The 17,683-nt window shown below is 69.0% G+C and carries 8 protein-coding genes; 1 reads left to right on the top strand and 7 read right to left on the bottom strand.

Annotated features, from left to right (window positions below; all coding sequences use genetic code 11):
* Positions 1 to 46 precede the first annotated feature (46 nt).
* The 7 genes from addA to ahcY all read right to left on the bottom strand — a co-directional run bounded on the left by addA (position 47) and on the right by ahcY (position 15,644).
* Positions 47 to 3,676, bottom strand: a complete 3,630-nt coding sequence (gene addA, locus N7I30_RS13095; RefSeq protein ID WP_498639392.1) for a double-strand break repair helicase AddA — start codon at positions 3,674 to 3,676, stop codon at positions 47 to 49.
* Positions 3,673 to 6,804, bottom strand: a complete 3,132-nt coding sequence (addB, locus tag N7I30_RS13100) for a double-strand break repair protein AddB (RefSeq protein WP_498639394.1) — start codon at positions 6,802 to 6,804, stop codon at positions 3,673 to 3,675. The genes addA and addB overlap by 4 nt, the downstream gene beginning before the upstream one ends.
* Before the next feature lie 106 nt (positions 6,805 to 6,910).
* Positions 6,911 to 8,776, bottom strand: coding sequence for a putative bifunctional diguanylate cyclase/phosphodiesterase (locus N7I30_RS13105; protein WP_498639396.1), 1,866 nt, complete (start codon positions 8,774 to 8,776; stop codon positions 6,911 to 6,913).
* Between the two features lie 153 nt (positions 8,777 to 8,929).
* Positions 8,930 to 9,673 carry a nucleotidyltransferase family protein gene (locus N7I30_RS13110; protein WP_230788885.1) on the bottom strand — a complete coding sequence of 248 codons (744 nt, stop codon included), beginning with the start codon at positions 9,671 to 9,673 and terminating at the stop codon, positions 8,930 to 8,932.
* A 17-nt stretch (positions 9,674 to 9,690) separates the two neighbouring features.
* Positions 9,691 to 11,259, bottom strand: coding sequence for a tRNA (adenosine(37)-N6)-threonylcarbamoyltransferase complex ATPase subunit type 1 TsaE (gene tsaE / locus N7I30_RS13115; protein ID WP_498639398.1), 1,569 nt, complete (start codon positions 11,257 to 11,259; stop codon positions 9,691 to 9,693).
* A complete protein-coding gene (locus tag N7I30_RS13120) occupies positions 11,256 to 13,850 on the bottom strand; it encodes a PAS domain-containing sensor histidine kinase (protein ID WP_498639401.1) in 2,595 nt (864 codons plus the stop codon). Before N7I30_RS13120 ends, tsaE begins: the two co-directional genes overlap by 4 nt.
* A gap of 393 nt (positions 13,851 to 14,243) precedes the next feature.
* Positions 14,244 to 15,644: an adenosylhomocysteinase gene (gene ahcY / locus N7I30_RS13125; RefSeq protein WP_024349467.1), complete on the bottom strand. Its 1,401-nt coding sequence runs from the start codon at positions 15,642 to 15,644 to the stop codon at positions 14,244 to 14,246.
* 201 nt (positions 15,645 to 15,845) lie between these two features.
* Between ahcY and N7I30_RS13130 the strand changes: the two genes are divergently transcribed.
* On the top strand, positions 15,846 to 17,669 hold the full coding sequence (locus tag N7I30_RS13130; RefSeq protein ID WP_498639404.1) for an aq_1923 C-terminal domain: 1,824 nt from the start codon (positions 15,846 to 15,848) through the stop codon (positions 17,667 to 17,669).
* Positions 17,670 to 17,683 lie beyond the last annotated feature (14 nt).

Genomic DNA, 17,683 nt, shown 5'->3' on the forward strand with positions numbered 1-17,683 from the left:
CCTAAATCCTGTTCGTCTCGTTACGTAGAAGTCGCTTGGCGCCAAATCAAGCGACGGCGCCGTTCTCTTGACGCTCCGTTGCCGATTGGGTGGACGCCCGGCGGCGCGCGACCGCCTGCTCCATCACCGCTTCCGACAGGGCGATCAGCCGCGGCGCTTCGGTGAACAGCAGCGCCGCCTCGATCGGCCGGTCCGGATAGAGCGGCTTCAGCATCTCGCGGTAGAGTGCCAGCTGCATGATGTAGGCCGGCGACACCTCCGCCAGCGAGGCGGGCGGCGGCCGGTTGGTCTTGTAGTCGACGATCAGCACCCGCGTTGCGGTGACCGCGAGACGGTCGATCGTGCCGTTGACGCGGTAGCTGCGGCCCGCAAGCGTGATCTCGCCGGCGACCGGCACCTCGGCCCGGCTGCCGGCGGCGAAGATCGGGGCGAAGGCCGGATCGTCCATGACGGCCAGCGCCGAGGCCACCAGCGCGTCGTGATCGCCCGGACGCATCTCCGGCGCGGCCGTCGCCAGATAGCGCCGTGCGGCCGCCTCTCGTGCGTCCGCGGGCATCTCCGGCAACACCTGCAGGAGCTTGTGGACCGCAAGGCCGCGCCGGATGGCGAAGGACGGATCGCCCGTCTGGCTGAGCACCGGCGACACGACGGCCGGCGCAGCCTCGGGCGGGATTGCATCGTCCTCGGCGATCTCGGTGCCCTCGCCGGCGGAGGACGGCGACAGCGGCCGCGGTGGCAGGATTTCGGGCGGCAGCGGCGACAGGTCGAGCGGCGCGGGCGCCGCTGGCTGTGCGGCCATCGTGGCGGCCAGCTTGTCGCCCGTCCCGGCCGCGCCGAAGCGCCAGGCAATGGTCGCGCCGTCGGCGTCGGTCACCGGCTCGCACTCCGCCGACAGGGCGAGTTGGGCCCGCTGCAGCCACGAATTCTCGTTCGGGCCGCGCACGCCCGAGACGCCGCAGACGACCAGCCGGTCGGCGGCACGGGTCATGCCGACATAGAGCAGCCGGCGATATTCCTCCTCGGCCCGCGCCTTCTCCGCCTCCTTGAGGGCGGCGATGGCGTCGTTCTCCAGATCCTTGGCGGCGCGCCACAGGAAGCCCGGCGACATGCCGGGCACGAGACCGGGCATGTCGGGCCATTCCATCAGTCGGGCGCCATGGGCGTGGCTGAACGGGGCCGAACCGGGATCGACGAGGAAGACGACGGGCGCCTCCAGCCCCTTGGAGGCGTGGGTGGTCATGATCCGCACCTCGCCGCGGCCCTGCTCCATCTCGCGTTTGATCGAGGGCGGGGCGGCGGCCAGCCGCGCGAGGAAGGCGTCGAGGCCGGGCTCGCCCGCTTCCTCGTCGGCCAGCGCCAGATCGAGGAAGGCATCGATCACCTCGCCGGAATCCGAGCCCAGCCGGCGCGTCAGCCGGGCCCGGCCACCCTCGGGGCCGAGAATGCGGGCATAGAAGGCGAAGATGGTCTCGAAGCCCGAACGGGCACGCAGTTCGTCGAGCCGCGTCAGCGCGTAGCGGCATTTGGCCAGAAACGCCTCGGTCGTTTCGTCCGGCACGAACTCCGGCACGCGTGCAAGTCCCTCCGGTCCGCAGATCCGCCGCAGGCCAAGCGACAGCGGCTCGTGGCGCTCGCGGGATAGGGCCAGCCCCATCAGGTCGTCGTCGGTGAAATCGAAGAAGGGCGACTTCAGGACGGCGGCGAAGGACAGATCATCCTCGAAATTGGCCACGGTCCGGCCGAGCGCCATCAGATCCTTCACCGCGATATGGTCGGTGATGACCAGCCGGTCGGCGCCGGCGACAGGAATGCCGGCGTCGCGCAGCGCCTTGGCCATGGCGGCGACGAAGCCGGAGCGCTTGCGCACCAGGACGATGACGTCGCCCGCCGCCAGCGGGCGCACCACGCCCTTGTGGGCGATGGGGTCGCCGATCCAGTCACCGATCTGGGCGGCGATCCGCCGCGCCAGCCGGTTGGCCGGGGAATTGGCCGGCTCGTAGTCGATCGCCTGCAGCCAGTCGCGCGACTGCGGCTGTTCCTCGGCCTGGTAGACCGGCCAGATCTCGACGAGGCCCGGCGCCTCTCCCCGCGCGGTCTGGTGCGCCGGCGGTTCGTCCCCCGACGACAGGCCCTTGCGGTTCTCGGCGTCGGCAAAGACGGTGTCCACCGCCCGCAGGACGTCGGCGGCGGTGCGGAAGGACTGGGTCAGCCGCACCTCTTCGAAGCGGGCCTCGGCGGCCTCGGCACGCTGCCGCATGGCCCGCTGTTCATCGGCGAACATGCGCGGCGAGGCGCCCTGGAAGGAGTAGATCGACTGCTTCTCGTCGCCGACGGCGAAGACCGTGCGAGTAACCTCGCGGGCCCCGGCGCCGGCGAAGAACTCCTCCACCAGCTGGCGCATCACCTGCCACTGGCGCGGACTGGTGTCCTGCGCCTCGTCGATCAGCACATGATCGATGCCCTGGTCGAGCTTGTAATGGACCCAGGCGGAGGCGGCCGAGCGGGTCAGGAGCTCGGCGGTCCGCACGATCAGATCCTCGAAATCCAGCCGCCCGCGCCGGCGCTTGAGGATGGCGTAGTCGCGCTCGAAGGCGTCGGCGATCACCAGCGCCGCGGCGCTGGCGCGAAACAGCCGCAGGCTGGCGAGGCGCTCGTCGATCGCCTGGACGTGGTCGGCCAGCTGCTGCAGCCGCTCGGGGAAGTCGGGCAGGGCGTCGGCCACCGCCTTGGTGGCAACGCTCGACGGCTTGTAGGGCGTGCCCTTGGCCGTCAGGCACAGCGCCTTCAACGCGGCGAGCCGCGCGTCCGGCGTGCCGGCGTCCCGGAGCGCCTGCAGGCGGTCGTGGAACTTGGCGTCGGTCGGCTTGGAGCTGGCGGCGGCAAGGCTCATGGCGCTGTCGCAGAAGGCCGCGTCGAAGCCGGGCGCATCGTCTGCCGCCGCGAGGATCGCGGCCTCGTCCTCACCGGGCTCCAGCCCGAGGGCATGGCGCAGGAGCGCGATCGCCGCATCGATCCCACCGGCCTCGTCGAGATGCCGCCGGATGGCGTCGCGCCGGTTGACGATCTCGCCGATGAGCTGATCGAGGCCCCATTCGCCGGCCAGCGTCAGTGCCGAGGCAAAGGCGTCCGCCAGCGCCGAGGCGGCTTCGCCCGGTGCCTTCCGCGCCGCACCGGTAATTAGCAGCCGCCGGGCTTCAGCCAGCAGCGCCATGCTCTCGGCGTCGTCCAGAACCTCGAAATGCCCCGGAACGTTCGCTTCCAGCGGAAACTGGTGGAGGATCGCCTCGCAGAAGGCGTGGATGGTCTGGATCTTCAGCCCGCCCGGCGTCTCCAGCGCTTCTGCGAAGAGACGGCGCGCGACGATCATCCTTTCCGGTGTGGGCGGCCTGCCGTCGAGCCGGGCGATCTCCGCGGCGAGATCGGCATCCTCGGCTGTCGCCCATTTCGCCAGCCGTGCAAAGACGCGGCCCGACATCTCGGCCGCCGCCGCCTTGGTGTAGGTCAGGCAGAGGATCTTCGACGGCTCGACCTTCGACAGGAGAAGCCGCACGACGCGTTCGGTCAGGACATGGGTCTTGCCGGAGCCGGCATTGGCCGACACGAAGACCGAGCGTTCGGGGTCCGCGGCGATGGCCTGCAGCCGCGTCGTTTCGGCAATGCCGGTAAAGCCGCTCATGCCGGGCTCCCTTCGCCGCCGTCGCCGCCCTCGTCGGCGCCGATCGACCATTCCTGCGCCCGGGCCAGATGATCGTAGGCGCCGGAGAAATCGCCGGCGACGAAGGGCCGTGTGCGCGAGCGGAACGGGGTCGCCGCGTTGCGAAAATTCGCCACCAGGCCGCGGAACTTGGCCAGGGCCTCGTCGCTGAGCGCGTCGGGATCGATCGGCTCGCCCTTGCGACCGCCATCGCTGGCGAGATGGTCCTCGTAGAGCGTGCGTTCGCGCAGGCGGACATAGACGAGGTCGGAAATCGCCGAGGCGGTGCCGGCGTCGGCGAAGGCGCCGAGCTTGGCCATGGCGCCTTCCAGCGGCAGCTGCGGGGCGAGCAGCGCGCGGGCCTGCGAGACCGAGGGCGTCGTGCCGGTCTTGAAGTCGAGGATCTCGGTCGAGCCGTCGGTCATGACATCGACGCGGTCGGCCCGCCCGCGCAGGGTCGTCGCCAGGTCGGTGAAGTCGTAAGCGCCGCCGATTTCGGCATGGCGCGCGGCCACACGGGGCCCGCGCTCGCGTTCCCAGGCGATGAAGTTGGCGCACAGCGCTTCGGCGCGGGGCCACCACACCGCCTCGATGTCCGGCGGCAGCATTTCCTCGTCGAAGCGCTCGCGGGCGATGGCGAGGATTTCCGCTTCGGCATCGCCCCCGTCGGGATCGTGGCCACGCTGGACGAAGCGGCCGAGAATGTCGTGGAAGAGATTGCCGCGTTCGGCGGCGTGCGGATCGCGCATCAGCTCGGGCAGCGGTTCGAGATTCATGATCTTGCGGGCATGGATCGCGTAGGGATCGCGGATCAGCGTCTCGACGTCGGTGATCGAATAGGAGGTCGGCCGGCGCTCCAGCGGCGGGCGCGGCTCGGGGCGGGTCGCGCGGATGTCCGGTCCGGCATCGGCCGGCGCATCGTCGAGCCGGCGGGCATGATCGAGATAGGTCTGACCGGCGGCCCGTAGGCGCGCGGTGCCGTCCTCGCCGGCCAGCGTCGTCAGCCGCTGCAGCCAGCGCGAGGCGATGGCCGGGGCGCCGCCGGCACGCCGCGAACGGGTGATGACGACCTTGCGGGCGCCCATCGCCATCCAGAAATCGTGGGCGGCCAGGCCGATGCGCCGCTCTGGCGGGTCGAGGGCGATCTCGCGGCGCATCAGCCGCGACAGGAAGGCGCCGCTCTTGGTGCCGCCGGGCCAGGTGCCTTCGTTGAGGCCGCCGAGGATCGCCATGTCGACGCTCTGCAGCCGCGCCTCCAGCGTGCCCCAGACGAAGGCCCGGGCGGAGAGGCCGCCGCGCGGCTTGACCGTGACGCCGGCGATCAGCGCGTCGATGACGTCGCCGAGTTCGCGGGACGCGAAGCCAAAGCCGGTGTCGGGCGCCCGCACGATGTCGCTCAGGAACTCGACCATCGCCCGGCCAGCCTCCTCGGCATAGACCTCGGAGGCGTCACCATCGGCATCCGCCGCCACGGCTTCGAGACAGCGTGTCAGCGCGGTCGCATAGGCCGCGATCTCGCGTTCGGTCCCGTCGCGCAGCGCGGACAGCGGCTCCAATGCGACCTCCAGACGGTCGGCCATGGTCTGGGCCAATTCGCGCTCGGCCTCGGGAAGGATGCGGACAGGCCGCGGCATGTGGGTCGCCGTCTCCAGCATCCTGCGCCGCTCCGCGACGATGGTCCCGAGGCCGGCGCCGTCGGGAATGCCGACCGAACCGCGCAGCGCCAGCATCTCGATGGCGCGGGCGGCGCGGCGGGCCTCGGCAGCCGGCATACCGAGCCGGGTCAGCGGATGTTTAAGCAGGGCGATCAGCGCGATCGGGTCGCCCGGCTGCAGGGCAACGGCGGCGAGGGTGGTCAGCAGCGTACCGGGCGGCGTGGCCGCCAGCGGCCGACCGCCGGAATCATTGGCGGCGATGCCGAAGCGGGCAAGCTCCGAGACGACCCGGCGGGCGAGATTGCGATCCGGGGTGATCAGCGCCGTCGTCGCATCCGGATCGGCCAGCGCCGCGCGCATCGCGCAGGCGATCGCGAGCGCCTCCTCGCGCTCATCGTTCGCCTCGACGAGAGCGAGACCGTCCAGGGCCTCCGCGCCATGATCGCGCGCCGTCTCGCGCCAGCGATGGGTGGTTTCGGCGGGGCGCAGCGCATCGGCAACGAAGGCCTCGCGGGCGGTCAGGGCAGGCTCTTCGTTCGGGGCCAGATGCGTCACCGCCTCCGGTGGCAGGGCGAAGCGGGCAAGGATGGTCTTCAGGCCGTATTGCGGATGGCCGGGCGCCGAGATCGCCCCCTCGCGAGAGATCGCGGCGAAGGCCTCCGGATCGAGATGCCGGTCGAGACCGGGCAGCACCAGGGCGCCCTGCTCGAGATGGGCGATGGCGTGCATCAGTTCGATGGTTGCGGGGGCGGTGGCGGTGGAACCGGCGAGGATCACCGGGCCGGTGCCGGGATCGCGCCGCAGCCGCTCGGCCTCGGCCCGCAGCCAGACATTCTTGGCCGTCGCCTCGCTGACCCGGCCGGCCTCGGCCAGCGCCTTTGGCCAGGTTTCGGTAACGATCGACAGGAAGGTGACGGTGAGCTGCCACCAGTCGGACAGGGCATCGGGGGCGAGGCCGGCGAGCTTGCCGAGGCTGGTGCCTTCGGTCTCGACCTCGTCGAGCAGCGCGCCGAGATCGGCCGCCAGCCACAGGGCGTCGGCGGCGGAGGCCGGCAAGACGGCCTCTTCGCCGATCAGTGCCTCGAATTCGCGACCGCGCGTCACCGAGCGCCATTGCCGGGCGAGGCGCGCGAGCTGCAGACGCCGTTCCAGTTCGCCCATGGTCGGTTCCAGCGACGGCCGCTCGCCCTCGGGTGCGAACTGGCTGGCCTCGTCGCTTTCGCCAATCGGCCGAATGGCCGGAAGAATGGCGCTGCCGGTGCCCAGAAGCCGGGCGAATTCGCCGGCCAGCGCGCGCGCGGCGCGTCGGGTCGGCACGTAGATCGTCGCGCCGGCCAAGGCCATTGGATCTCCCGTGTAGCGGAAGGACGGCACGATGCGACCCTCGAGCAGGCCTTCGGCAAGCGTGGCAAGGAAGGGCCGTCCCGGCGGGATCGAAAACAGGTTGGCGGTCATGGACCGAGTCTAGGCCAAGCCCTGACGATTCGCACGGGCCAGTTGCCGGCGCGGCGCGATTGCGCGTGGGGGTTCGCAGGGGGTCTAGCGGCGCGTGGTGCCGGCTTCAGGACGCCTCGGCCCAGCCCTTCGCGACGACCGGCGATTGCGACTGGCGCTGGGCGAAGAGCTGCAGGAGGTCGGTGGTGCTGTTGAAATCGGCGGGGCGGGCGAAATGGTAGCCCTGGCCGAGAACATAGCCGAGCTCGTTCAGCCGTTCGGCCTGCCCGGCATTCTCGATCCCCTCGGCCACGACCCGCATCCCCAGCTTGTCGGCGATGCCCATCAGCCCCTCGACGATCGCGCTGCTCGGCGCATCGGTGAGCATCTGGTCCACGAAGGAGCGGTCGATCTTGATGATGTCGACGGGCAGCTTGAGCAGGTGGGTGAGGGAGGCGAAGCCGGTGCCGAAATCGTCCAGCGAGACGAGGATGCCGAGGTTGCGAAGCCGCGCCAGGCTCTCGGCGACATCCTCGCCGAGCCCGTTGAGGAAGACGTTCTCGGTCACCTCGACGACGAGGTGATGATAGGGCACGCCGGCCGCCTTGAAGGGCGCGAGGAACCGCGCTTCCAGATCGCCGGATTCGAAATCGGCCGGGGCGAGGTTGATGCCGACATGCTGGATCGGCAGGCCGCGGGCGATCCACGTCGCGAGATCGCGGGCGATCTGCGCGAACATGCGCTCGCTGATGCGCGAGGCGACCTTGTTGTCGGAGAAGGCCGCCGAGAAGGCGCCCGCGGCGACGATCTGCCCATCGGGCATGACCATGCGCGCCAGCGCTTCGAGCCCGACGATCTCGGCCGTGTCGAGCCGGACGACGGGTTGATAGTAGGTCAGGATCCGGTCTTCCGACAGCGCCTGGTCCACCTCGCGGATGGTCTCGACCCGCTGCATGATCGTCGTCCGCAGGCCGGCGTCGAAGGCGACGTAGCTGCCGCGATTGGTCTCTTTGGCATGATAGAGCGCAAAATCGGCGTTCTGCCGCAGCGTTTCGGCGTCGCTTCCGTCCGGACCATAGACGACGCCGCCGAGCGTCACCTGCGGCACCATCATGTTGCCGTTGCATTCGAAGGGCGCGCTCATGCGCTGGCGGATCGTGTGGGCGATCTGCGCGAGTTCGTCATGGTCTCGGCAGCGATCGCAGACCACCGCGAACTCGTCGCCGCTCAGCCGGTAGGCGGCACTGACGCCCGCGGAGTCGCTGTCGCGCAGGCGCTGGGCGACCTCGCGGATCAGCCGGTCGCCGACCATGTGGCCCATGGAATCGTTGATCGACTTCAGATGGTCGATATCGACGAGGATCAGCGCGAAGCTCGGCGCGGCGCCGAGCGCCAGCGTGGTGATCGCCTCGTCGAAACAGCGGCGATTGGGCAGGTTCGTCAGCTGGTCGAAATAGGCAAGGTGATGGTTGTGCTGCTGCATCTGCGTGTGCGCGATGGAGATCGTGCACAAATGCACGCAGGCATCGACGATCTGGCGCTCGAACGCGCTCGGTCCGCGCTGGACCGGATAATAGAAGGCGAAGGTCGCGGCCACGCGGCCGGAGGAATCGGAGATCGGACTCGACCAGCAGGCCCTCAGGCCCAGCGGCAGGGCAAGCCGGGCAAAGCTGGACCAGAGCGGATCGGTGGCGATGTCGGTGACCTCGACCGGCTCGCCCCTGAACGCCGCGCTGCCGCAGGAGCCGACGCCGGGCCCGATCTCCAGGCCGTTCAGCGCCTCGCAGTAATGCGCCGGCAGCGACGGGGCGGCCAGCGAGTGCAGCCGGCGGTTCTCATCGACGAGGAGAATGGAGCAGGTCACGCCGGGAGCCAGACTCTCGACGCGCGTGCACAGCAGGTTGGCGATGACGTCGAATTGCGAACCCAGGGCAATCGCCTCGAGGATTTCGGTCTGCAGCTGCTGCAGCGCGAAATGACCGTCTGTCCGCATCGAGTCCACCCGTCCTGTGCTCAGACAGCACCCTGCGGGCCGGTGCGTTAGAAAAGGCTCAACGGCAGCCTTCGGAATGCAAACACAAATAAGTGTTCAGCGAGACGATCTGTTTGTTTTGCAACGGTAAACCGTTGATGACTGCGCAATTCGTCAGGCGGCGGCGCTGGCGATGAAGGCGGCCTCCGCAAGCGGGATGGCGCCGGGCGTTCCGACCGTGATCCACAGGCCGCCAAGCCGCACGCCATAGAGACGGTCAGCGTCGATCAGATTGTCGAAAACGCGGTTCAGCGAGAATTTCTCCGGCTTCATACCGGCGAAGATCTCGGGCTTCATGATCGCCACGCCGGCATAGATGAAGGGCGACATGTCGCGCTCCTCGACGCGGGTCAGCCGGCCCTCGACATCCATGACGAAATCACCCTTGCCGTCGTAGCCGGTGGCCTGCTGCATGTCGGCGATCAGCAGCGACATGTCCATGCGCGCCGGGTTCCACAGATGCGCCATCAGGTCGAGATTGTCGCGGTAGCCGTCGATCCAGAACGTGTCGGAATTGATCACGTAGAAGGGCTCGGACCCGAGCTCCGGCAGCGCCTTGACGATGCCGCCGCCCGAATCCAGCAACTCGTCCTGCTCGTCGGAGACGATGATCTCCATGTCCTTGCGCTTGCGCAGATGCGCCCGCATCAGATCGGCCATGTAATGCACGTTGACGACGACGCGCTCGACGCCGTTGCGGGCCAGCGCGTCGAGCCCGTAATCGATCAGCGCCTTGCCCCGGATCTCGACGAGGGGCTTTGGAATGGTCGAGGTGATCGGCCGCATGCGCTTGCCGAGGCCGGCGGCCAGAACCATGGCGGTCTTGGGCTTGAAGGACGGGGTGGTCGACAGGGTCATGCGGCTCTTGTCCGGGCTCAAAGGGGGCGCTGCGTCGGTGCCTCGTCGAGGACGCCCCAGTCTTGGTACAGATCGCGCAGGGCTGTCAGGGACGGGTGGTCGAGCGTGCGCGCCAGATAGGCTTTAATCCGTGGGATGTGACGGAGATATTGCGGCTTGCCGTCGCGTTCCAGCAATCGCACGAAAATACCGAGGATCTTGGATCCCCGCTGGGCCGCCATGATGGCATAGGCGCGCTCGAAACCGGCGGCGTCGAAACCGGCATCCCTGGCGCGCAGCGAGACGTAGTGCGCGGTGAGCCGCGCCTCGAGTTCGGCCGACACGTTGACGCGGGCATCCTGCGCCAGCGAAGCGAGATCGTAGGCGGCCGGGCCGATCAGCGCGTCCTGGAAATCGATGAGCCCGATCCGGGCGAGCCCCTCTTCAGCCGGGCGCCAGATGATGTTGGGCGAATGGAAGTCGCGCAGCACCAGGCTGGTCTCGGCGCTGTCCAGCGCATCGAAGAGGCCGTTCCAGATCTGTGCGAAACGCGCCGTCTCGTCGGGACTGGCCGATCGCTGCCGGGCATGGGGCAGATACCAGTCGGGCAGGAGATCGACTTCCATCCGCATGGCGCGGCGATCATAGGGAGGCACTGTGTGCGAAATGCCATCAGCCACCGGCATGACCGGGTCCCAGCGGGTCCCGTGCAGAGCGGCGAGCGCCTCTGCCGCAGCCTCGTAGCGTTCGGGGACCGGACGACCATCCGCGTCGAGCAGGGTCTCGCTACCCAGATGCTCGATCAGCAGGAGGCCGGCGTCCAGATCGGCACGGTGGATCCGCGGCGCCGCGAAGCCCCCAGCGGACAGCGCATTCGCGACGGCCACGAAGGGCGCCACATCCTCGGCGAGATGGGCGATGCGGCTGTAGGGCAGGCCGTCGCGGATGGGCGGGCCGTCGGGCTGGCGCGGAGCGTCCATGACCACCAGCGTCTCGCCGTCCTTGACCACCGTCTCGTAGCGGCGGCTGGAGGCATCGCCGCTGAAGCGGCGGCGGGGCTGTTCGGCGCAGCCGGCTTCGGCGAGGAAGCTGCGGATTGCCAGCGAACGCAGGATGCGGGGCGCCGCCTCGGCGTCGGCGCTCACATGGGCGGTCCGGCCGCCGCCGGGGGCATTGCCCAGCGTGACCGTCACCGAGGCCGCGGCCAGCGCCGACGGCGCGTTCTGCGGCCATTCGACGAAGGCGATGCCGTCGCGCGCCATCTCCTCGAAGCCGAGCTCGTCCAGCTCGTCGTCGCCCGACAGGCGGTAGAGATCGAGATGCGCCGCCGGCGGGACCGTCTCGTAGGGCTGCACCAGCGTGTAGGTCGGCGACGGCACCTCAAGCTCCGGGTCGTCGGCCAGGGTGCGGATCGCGGCACGTGCCAGCGTCGACTTGCCGGCGCCCAGATCGCCGATCAGCGCGACGACGTCGCCTGCCGTCAGGGCCAGCGCCATGTCGCCGCCGAGCCGCAGCGTGGCGGCTTCGTCGGCGAGCGGGATGCGGGCGATCTCGACGAGCGCGTCCGGCGCGTCGCTCGCAATCGTTGCCGGGCGTGTGGCGCTCATTCGGCGGCGTCCTCGAAGGCGTGATCGTCGCCATCGTGGCGCAGCGGGGCGGCCGGGTCGAGCGGGAAGTCGCAGATCACCGTCGTTCCCTCGTCCGGCGCGGACTGGATGCAGATCGTGCCGCGATGCAGTTCGACGAAGCTCTTGACGATGGACAGGCCCAGCCCGGCGCCGGAATGGCGCCCGCCGGCCGGATTGGATTCGAAGCGCTCGAAGACCCGGTCGATCTGGTCCGCCGGAATGCCGGGGCCGCGATCGGTGACGGCAAAGGAGATGGCCCGCGGGCCGCGTGTGGCGACGACGTCGACGGCGGTGCCGGCCGGCGCAAAATTCGCCGCGTTCGAGAGGAGGTTGAAGAGGATCTGGGTGAGCCGGTGGCTGTCGGCCATGAAGGTATCGCCAGCCTTGTCTAGATCGATCCGCAGCGTGACCTCGGCTTCCTCCAGCCGCTCCCTGATGCCGTCGGCCGCATGTTCGACGGTGCTGACGATGTCCACTTCGGACAGGTCGAGCTCCATGATGCCGGCATCGACCGTCGCGAGGTCCAGAATGTCGTTGACGATGGTCAGGAGCGAGCTGGTGGAGACGGCGATGTAGTCGAGATACTCGCTCTGGCGTTCGTTGAGCGGTCCGGTCTCGGTGGAGCGCAGCAGCGCCGAGAAGCCGATGATGTTGGTCAGCGGCGAACGCAGCTCGTAGTTCACGTGCTGGACGAAGTCGTTCTTGATCTGGTTGGCCTGTTCCAGGGCCTCGTTCTTCTCGCGCAGCATCCGTTCGGCCTGACGCGCGTCGGAGATGTCGGAGAAGGTCAGCATGGTCTGGCCATTCGGCAGCGGCACGATGGCGAAGGCGATGGTGCGGCCGGAGGACAGGGTCATCTCGCCGGTCTCGGTGTCGCGGCGGGTTTCGTCGAAAGCGGTGACCGACTGGCAGAACAGCGGCCAGCCGCCGACGGCGGACGCCGCGCCATCGGTGTCGGCGGAGGAGATCGTGCGGCGGATCGCGACGCTGGCGAGATCGGACAGGGTGTGGATGCGCGGCCGCGACAGGAGGTAGTCCGGCTTGAGCCCGAACAGCTCGGCGAAGGACGGGTTGGACAGCCGCAGGCGGCCGTCGCTGCCGAACACGGCGACGGCCTCCGACAGATAGTCGATGGTCTCGCGCTGCAGCTGAACCGTGGCCTTCACCTGGCTTTCCAGGTCGAGCTTCTCGGTGATATCCTCGAAGATCCAGGTAGCGCCGCCCTGGGGCTGCGGCGTGGCGATGACGCGCAGCGTGCGCGCATCGGCGAGGTGCCACATCGTCTCGGTCGGCTCGGTCGCCCGGTAGGCGGCGAGGTCCTGGTCCTGGATCTCGCTGCGGAACAGCTTCTCCACCGGCAGGATGCCGCGGGTGCGCAGATGGTCGAGCAGCGCCAGATGGTCGGGCTCCGATTCCAGATAGGAATTGGTCAGGTCGAACAGGCGCTGGAAGGCGGCGTTGTGATAGGTCAGGCGCGTCTTGTCGTCGAAGCGGGCGACCGCCGTGGTGAGCTGGTCGAGGGTCTCGGACTGGCTGTTGATGGTCTGGCGCAGCTCCATGCGGACCTGCTCGGTTTCCGACACGTCGATGGCAAGGCCGGCCGAGCCGAGCGGGCCGGTGGCTTCCACCACCGCGAAATTGCGGCGGTCGGCCGCGACCACGGTCGAGAGCTTGTCGGAGAAGACGGCCTGTTCGGACAGGCGCGCGGCGATCGTCAGGCGATCCTGCTCCGACAGGAACTCCACCTGCCGCTCCAGCGTGTCGGCAGCTTCCTTTGCGTCGACCGAGGCGGCATAGGCGTTGTTCACCCAGCCGAGGCGGCCGTTGCGGTCGCGCAGCCAGACCGGGATCGGCGCGGCGTTGAACAGGTTCTGCATCGTCTCGATCATCGCGAGCGCATCGGCGCTGGCGATCTCGGCCTCGCGGACGCGCTCGCGCAGGCCTTCCAGGGCGACGAAGCGGACGACGGCGAGGCCGCCGATGGTCTTGCCGGAGGCTTCGATCAGGCGCCCATGGGGCAGGTCGATCTCGATGCTGAAGGGCTCTGCGTCATGGCGCAGCGCGGTGATGGCGGTCTGCAGCCGCAGCGCGACGTCGGCGGCCATCCAGTCGCCGAAGGACAGGAAGCGCTTTTCCTCGACCGGGGCGCCGGCAGGACCGGGCAGGGCACCGAGGATTTCCGGCGCGCCGGGGCCGGAATAGACCAGCAGCCGCTCTTCGCCGGCGGTCAGGAGCATGGTGCGGGCTTCGGCCTCGGCCCGGCTTTCCGCGAGGCTGGCGCGCAGCATGTCGTTCTCGGTGGCGGTCGCGGCGCGCTGGCGGATGAGGAAGACCACGCTCAGCATCGAGGCGCCGATCAGCATGGCGACGAGGGCCAAATAGAGAATGTCGGCCGGTCCCAGCATGGTATCGACGCCGCCCGCCAGCGACAGGAGCTGGGCCGAGACCGGTGTGGGAGCCAGTGCCAGGATCGCGAGGCCGGAGCCGATGGCCCGTCGCCGGGCTGGCGATGCGGGTGTGTGCGCGTGCCGGTCTGCCGTTGCGGTACGGCGCCCGTCGCAAGAATCCATTCGTGTCCGGAAAGCGCCGCCGCGCCCGGATCCACACCCCTCGTTCATTCCGTCAGTCCCCGTTCGTGTCAGCCAGCGTATCCCGGCGTCCTTGTCCCGGCCGCAGGCGCCATACCGCACGCACCGCCGCTGCCGGAGGCCCGGAATGGCGATGCGAATGTCGGATTCGCAGTCAGCCGGGGCCGAAGCCAGAACACCGGAAGTGCCCTGACGAGACGCAAAGAAACGCTGACGCAGCGACCGGTCCACCCACCGGCAGCCGCGATTCGGACATAGTAGCCACTGCGGAATCCTGCGCAATCCACAACAACGCGGCCGGCGGAAAAGAAAAAACCGCCGGGACGGCTTGCGCCCCGGCGGTTCGTCTGATTCGGGCCCGGTGTCCGGGTGGGATCAGTAGCGGTAATGCTCGGGCTTGTATGGGCCCTGCTGTTCCACGCCGATGTAGGAGGCCTGCTCGGCGGACAGCTCGCTCAGCCTTGCGCCAAGCTTGGCGAGATGCAGACGGGCAACACGCTCGTCGAGATGCTTCGGCAGGACATAGACCTCGTTGCCGTACTTCTCGCCCTTGGTGAACAGCTCGATCTGCGCCAGCACCTGGTTGGTGAAGGACGCCGACATTACGAAGGACGGGTGGCCGGTGGCGTTGCCGAGGTTCAGCAGACGGCCTTCCGACAGCAGCAGCATGCGGTTGCCCTTGGCGAACTCGATCATGTCGACCTGCGGCTTGATGTTCGTCCACTTGAGATTCTTCAGCGCGTCGATCTGAATCTCGTTGTCGAAGTGGCCGATGTTGCCGACGATCGCCATGTCCTTCATCTCGCGCATGTGCTCGATGCGGATGACGTCCTTGTTGCCGGTCGTCGTGATGAAGATGTCGGCGCTGGAGACGACGTCCTCGAGCTGAACGACCTCGAAGCCGTCCATAGCGGCCTGCAGCGCGCAGATCGGGTCGACTTCCGTGACCTTCACGCGGGCGCCGGCGCCCTGCAGCGAGGCGGCCGAGCCCTTGCCGACGTCACCGTAACCGCAGACGACGGCGACCTTGCCAGCCATCATCACGTCGGTGGCGCGACGGATGCCGTCGACCAGCGATTCCTTGCAGCCATACTTGTTGTCGAACTTCGACTTGGTGACCGAGTCGTTGACGTTGATCGCCGGGAAGGGCAGCAGGCCCTTCTTCTGCAGCTGGTACAGGCGGTTGACGCCCGTGGTGGTCTCTTCGGTCACGCCCTTGATGGCGTCGCGCTGCTTGGTGAAGAAGCCCGGGGTGGCGGCCATGCGCTTCTTGATCTGCGCGAAGAGGATCTGCTCCTCCTCGTTGCCCGGGTTGGACAGCACGTCCTCGCCGGCTTCGGCGCGGGCGCCGAGCAGGATGTACATCGTGGCGTCGCCGCCATCGTCGAGGATCATGTTGGACGGCTCACCATCCGGCCACTGGAAGATGGCGTCCGTGTAGGTCCAGTATTCCTCGAGGCTCTCGCCCTTGATGGCGAAGACCGGAATGCCGGCCTCGGCGATCGCCGCGGCGGCATGGTCCTGGGTCGAGAAGATGTTGCAGGAGGCCCAGCGCAGGTCGGCGCCGAGATCGCGCAGCGTCTCGATGAGGACGGCGGTCTGGATCGTCATGTGGAGCGAGCCGGTGATGCGCGCGCCCTTGAGCGGCTTGTCGTTGCCGAACTCCTCGCGGCAGGCCATCAGGCCCGGCATCTCGGTCTCGGCGATGTCGAGTTCCTTGCGGCCGTAGGCGGCGAGGGAGATATCCTTGACGACGTAATCCTGTGCGTTGGCCATGTGCAATCCATTCGTACGGTGGGAAATCGGGTGGTCGGCCGGGGTCTCCCCCGGTCGCATTGGCAGCGATCTACCAGTCTTGAGCCTTCCGGACAAGGGGACATAAACATTTGCTTATGTCTTGATTGGATGCGCCGCGCTTTGCCCGCGCCGGTTTTGGGGATAGCCTGCCGCGGCAATGCGCGGGAGGAGGAGACGGTGATGGGCCTGAGGTCTGGCATGCTGGCTGCGGGCCTGTGCGGGCTCCTTGTCGCGAACGGCCCCGCCGAGGCGGCCGGCGGCAGCGAGGGCGCGCTTGCGGGCAGCCTGTTCGAGTTCGCGCTGCCCTATTCGCCCTATCTGTTCGACCTCGCCCTCTATGCGGGCCGTGGTGTCGCCGAGATCACCTACGACGCGCGCCGTTACGACGATGTGACACAGGCGCTGATCGTGACCGGTCTGAAGATCCGCCGTGACGATTTCACCGCGGAGATCGGCCAGATGCGCCTGTCCGCCGAGCAGGCGGTCTATGAATCCGTCGCCGTGGACACACGCGCGCTGCCCCTCGACCCGCCCGTGCGGGCCGTCCTTAAGCAGCTCGACCGGGAAGTCCTGACCGGCGACATCGTCATGGCCGGCCGCACCGACGTCGCGGCAGCCGACTACGACCTGCAGGCCTCGGTCGCGATCGATGGCGTGGGAACCCTCGACCTGTCTGCCGACCTTCGCGGCTTCCACATCCTTCTACCGCTGGACGAGTTCGAGGGTGGCGCGGGAAGCGACGATCCGATGCTGGCAGGCCGGCTGCAATCGGCGGAGGCGAGCTTTACCGACGCCGGGCTGGTGGAGGCGCTCTACCATGTCGTCGGCGCGATGCAGGGCATGACCGCCGATCAGGCCCGCGGCACCGCCGGCATGATGGCCGGCATCGGCGTCGCGGCGGTGTTTGCCGACATGCCGGGCGGGCCCGATCCGCGATTGCAGGCCATGGCCCGCGAGTGGTCGGCAAGCGTGCAGGCGTTCCTGGCAAAGCCGGACCGGCTGAGCCTGCGGCTGCAGCCCGCCGCACCCTTCGATCTCGCCCGCCTGACCGCGGATGCACCGGTGGGCGCCGCCGAGATCGTGGCGCTCGCTCCGTCGGTTGCCGCCGGGCCGGCGCCGGCCATCGCGCTCCTCGATCCCGATACCCTCGTGTCGGGTCCGGACGCGGACCTTGCCGCGGTGCTGACGACGGCTGACGCCCTGATCGCCGGCCGCGGCGTGCCGCAGGACATCGTGCGGGCGGTGACGATCCTCCTGCCGGCGGTGGAAAAGGACAACCGGGCGGCCATCGGGCTACTGGCCCGTGCGCTGGCGCTGAACCCGCGCGTCGCGATCCCGCAGGACGGACTGCGCGGCGCCTATGTGGCGCTGCTGCTGGCGCGGGCCGACGGGATCGCCATCGCCGACGACAGTCTCGCGGCGGTCCAGGGGCGTCTCAGCCCGGAAGAGGTGGCGGCCGCCGAGGACGATGCGCAGCTGCGCTGGCGCAGGACGCCCGCCGGCGAAGCCCGTCACGCGGCGGAAGTCGCCGCCTTCGGCCAGCGCGACTGGGCGGCGATCCGGCGGCTGGCCTTCGGCTATTACGAAGGCATCGAGACGCCACGCAACGGCATGCGTGCCTATGGCTGGGCGGCGATTGCGGCGGCCGGCGGCGACCGCATTGCCGCGGGCCTGCGCGACGATCTGGTGGCGGCGGTGAATAGCGGCCGCTTCATCCTGCCGATGGAGCGGGCCAAGGCCGCCACCGCCGATCTGTGGAAGCTGCTGATCGCCGAGGCGCCGGATGCCCCCGGCGCCGAACCGGAACCGGACGGCGACGAGGCGACCGCGACGGAGGGCGCGGACATGCCAGATGCTCCCTCGGAGGCGGGTCAGGCCGGAAACGAAGACGCTGGAGAAGGCAGCTTTGGCGAAGAGCGCACGCAGGCCGTACCGGCACCGGACACCCGCGAGGAAGACGCAGCCGCAAGCGAGCCCGGCGACGCGGTGCCGCCTGCCGACTGACCGGGCGTAGGGGC

It is taken from the genome of Aurantimonas litoralis, from assembly GCF_026153195.1.
GTDB classification, from domain to species: domain Bacteria; phylum Pseudomonadota; class Alphaproteobacteria; order Rhizobiales; family Rhizobiaceae; genus Aurantimonas; species Aurantimonas coralicida.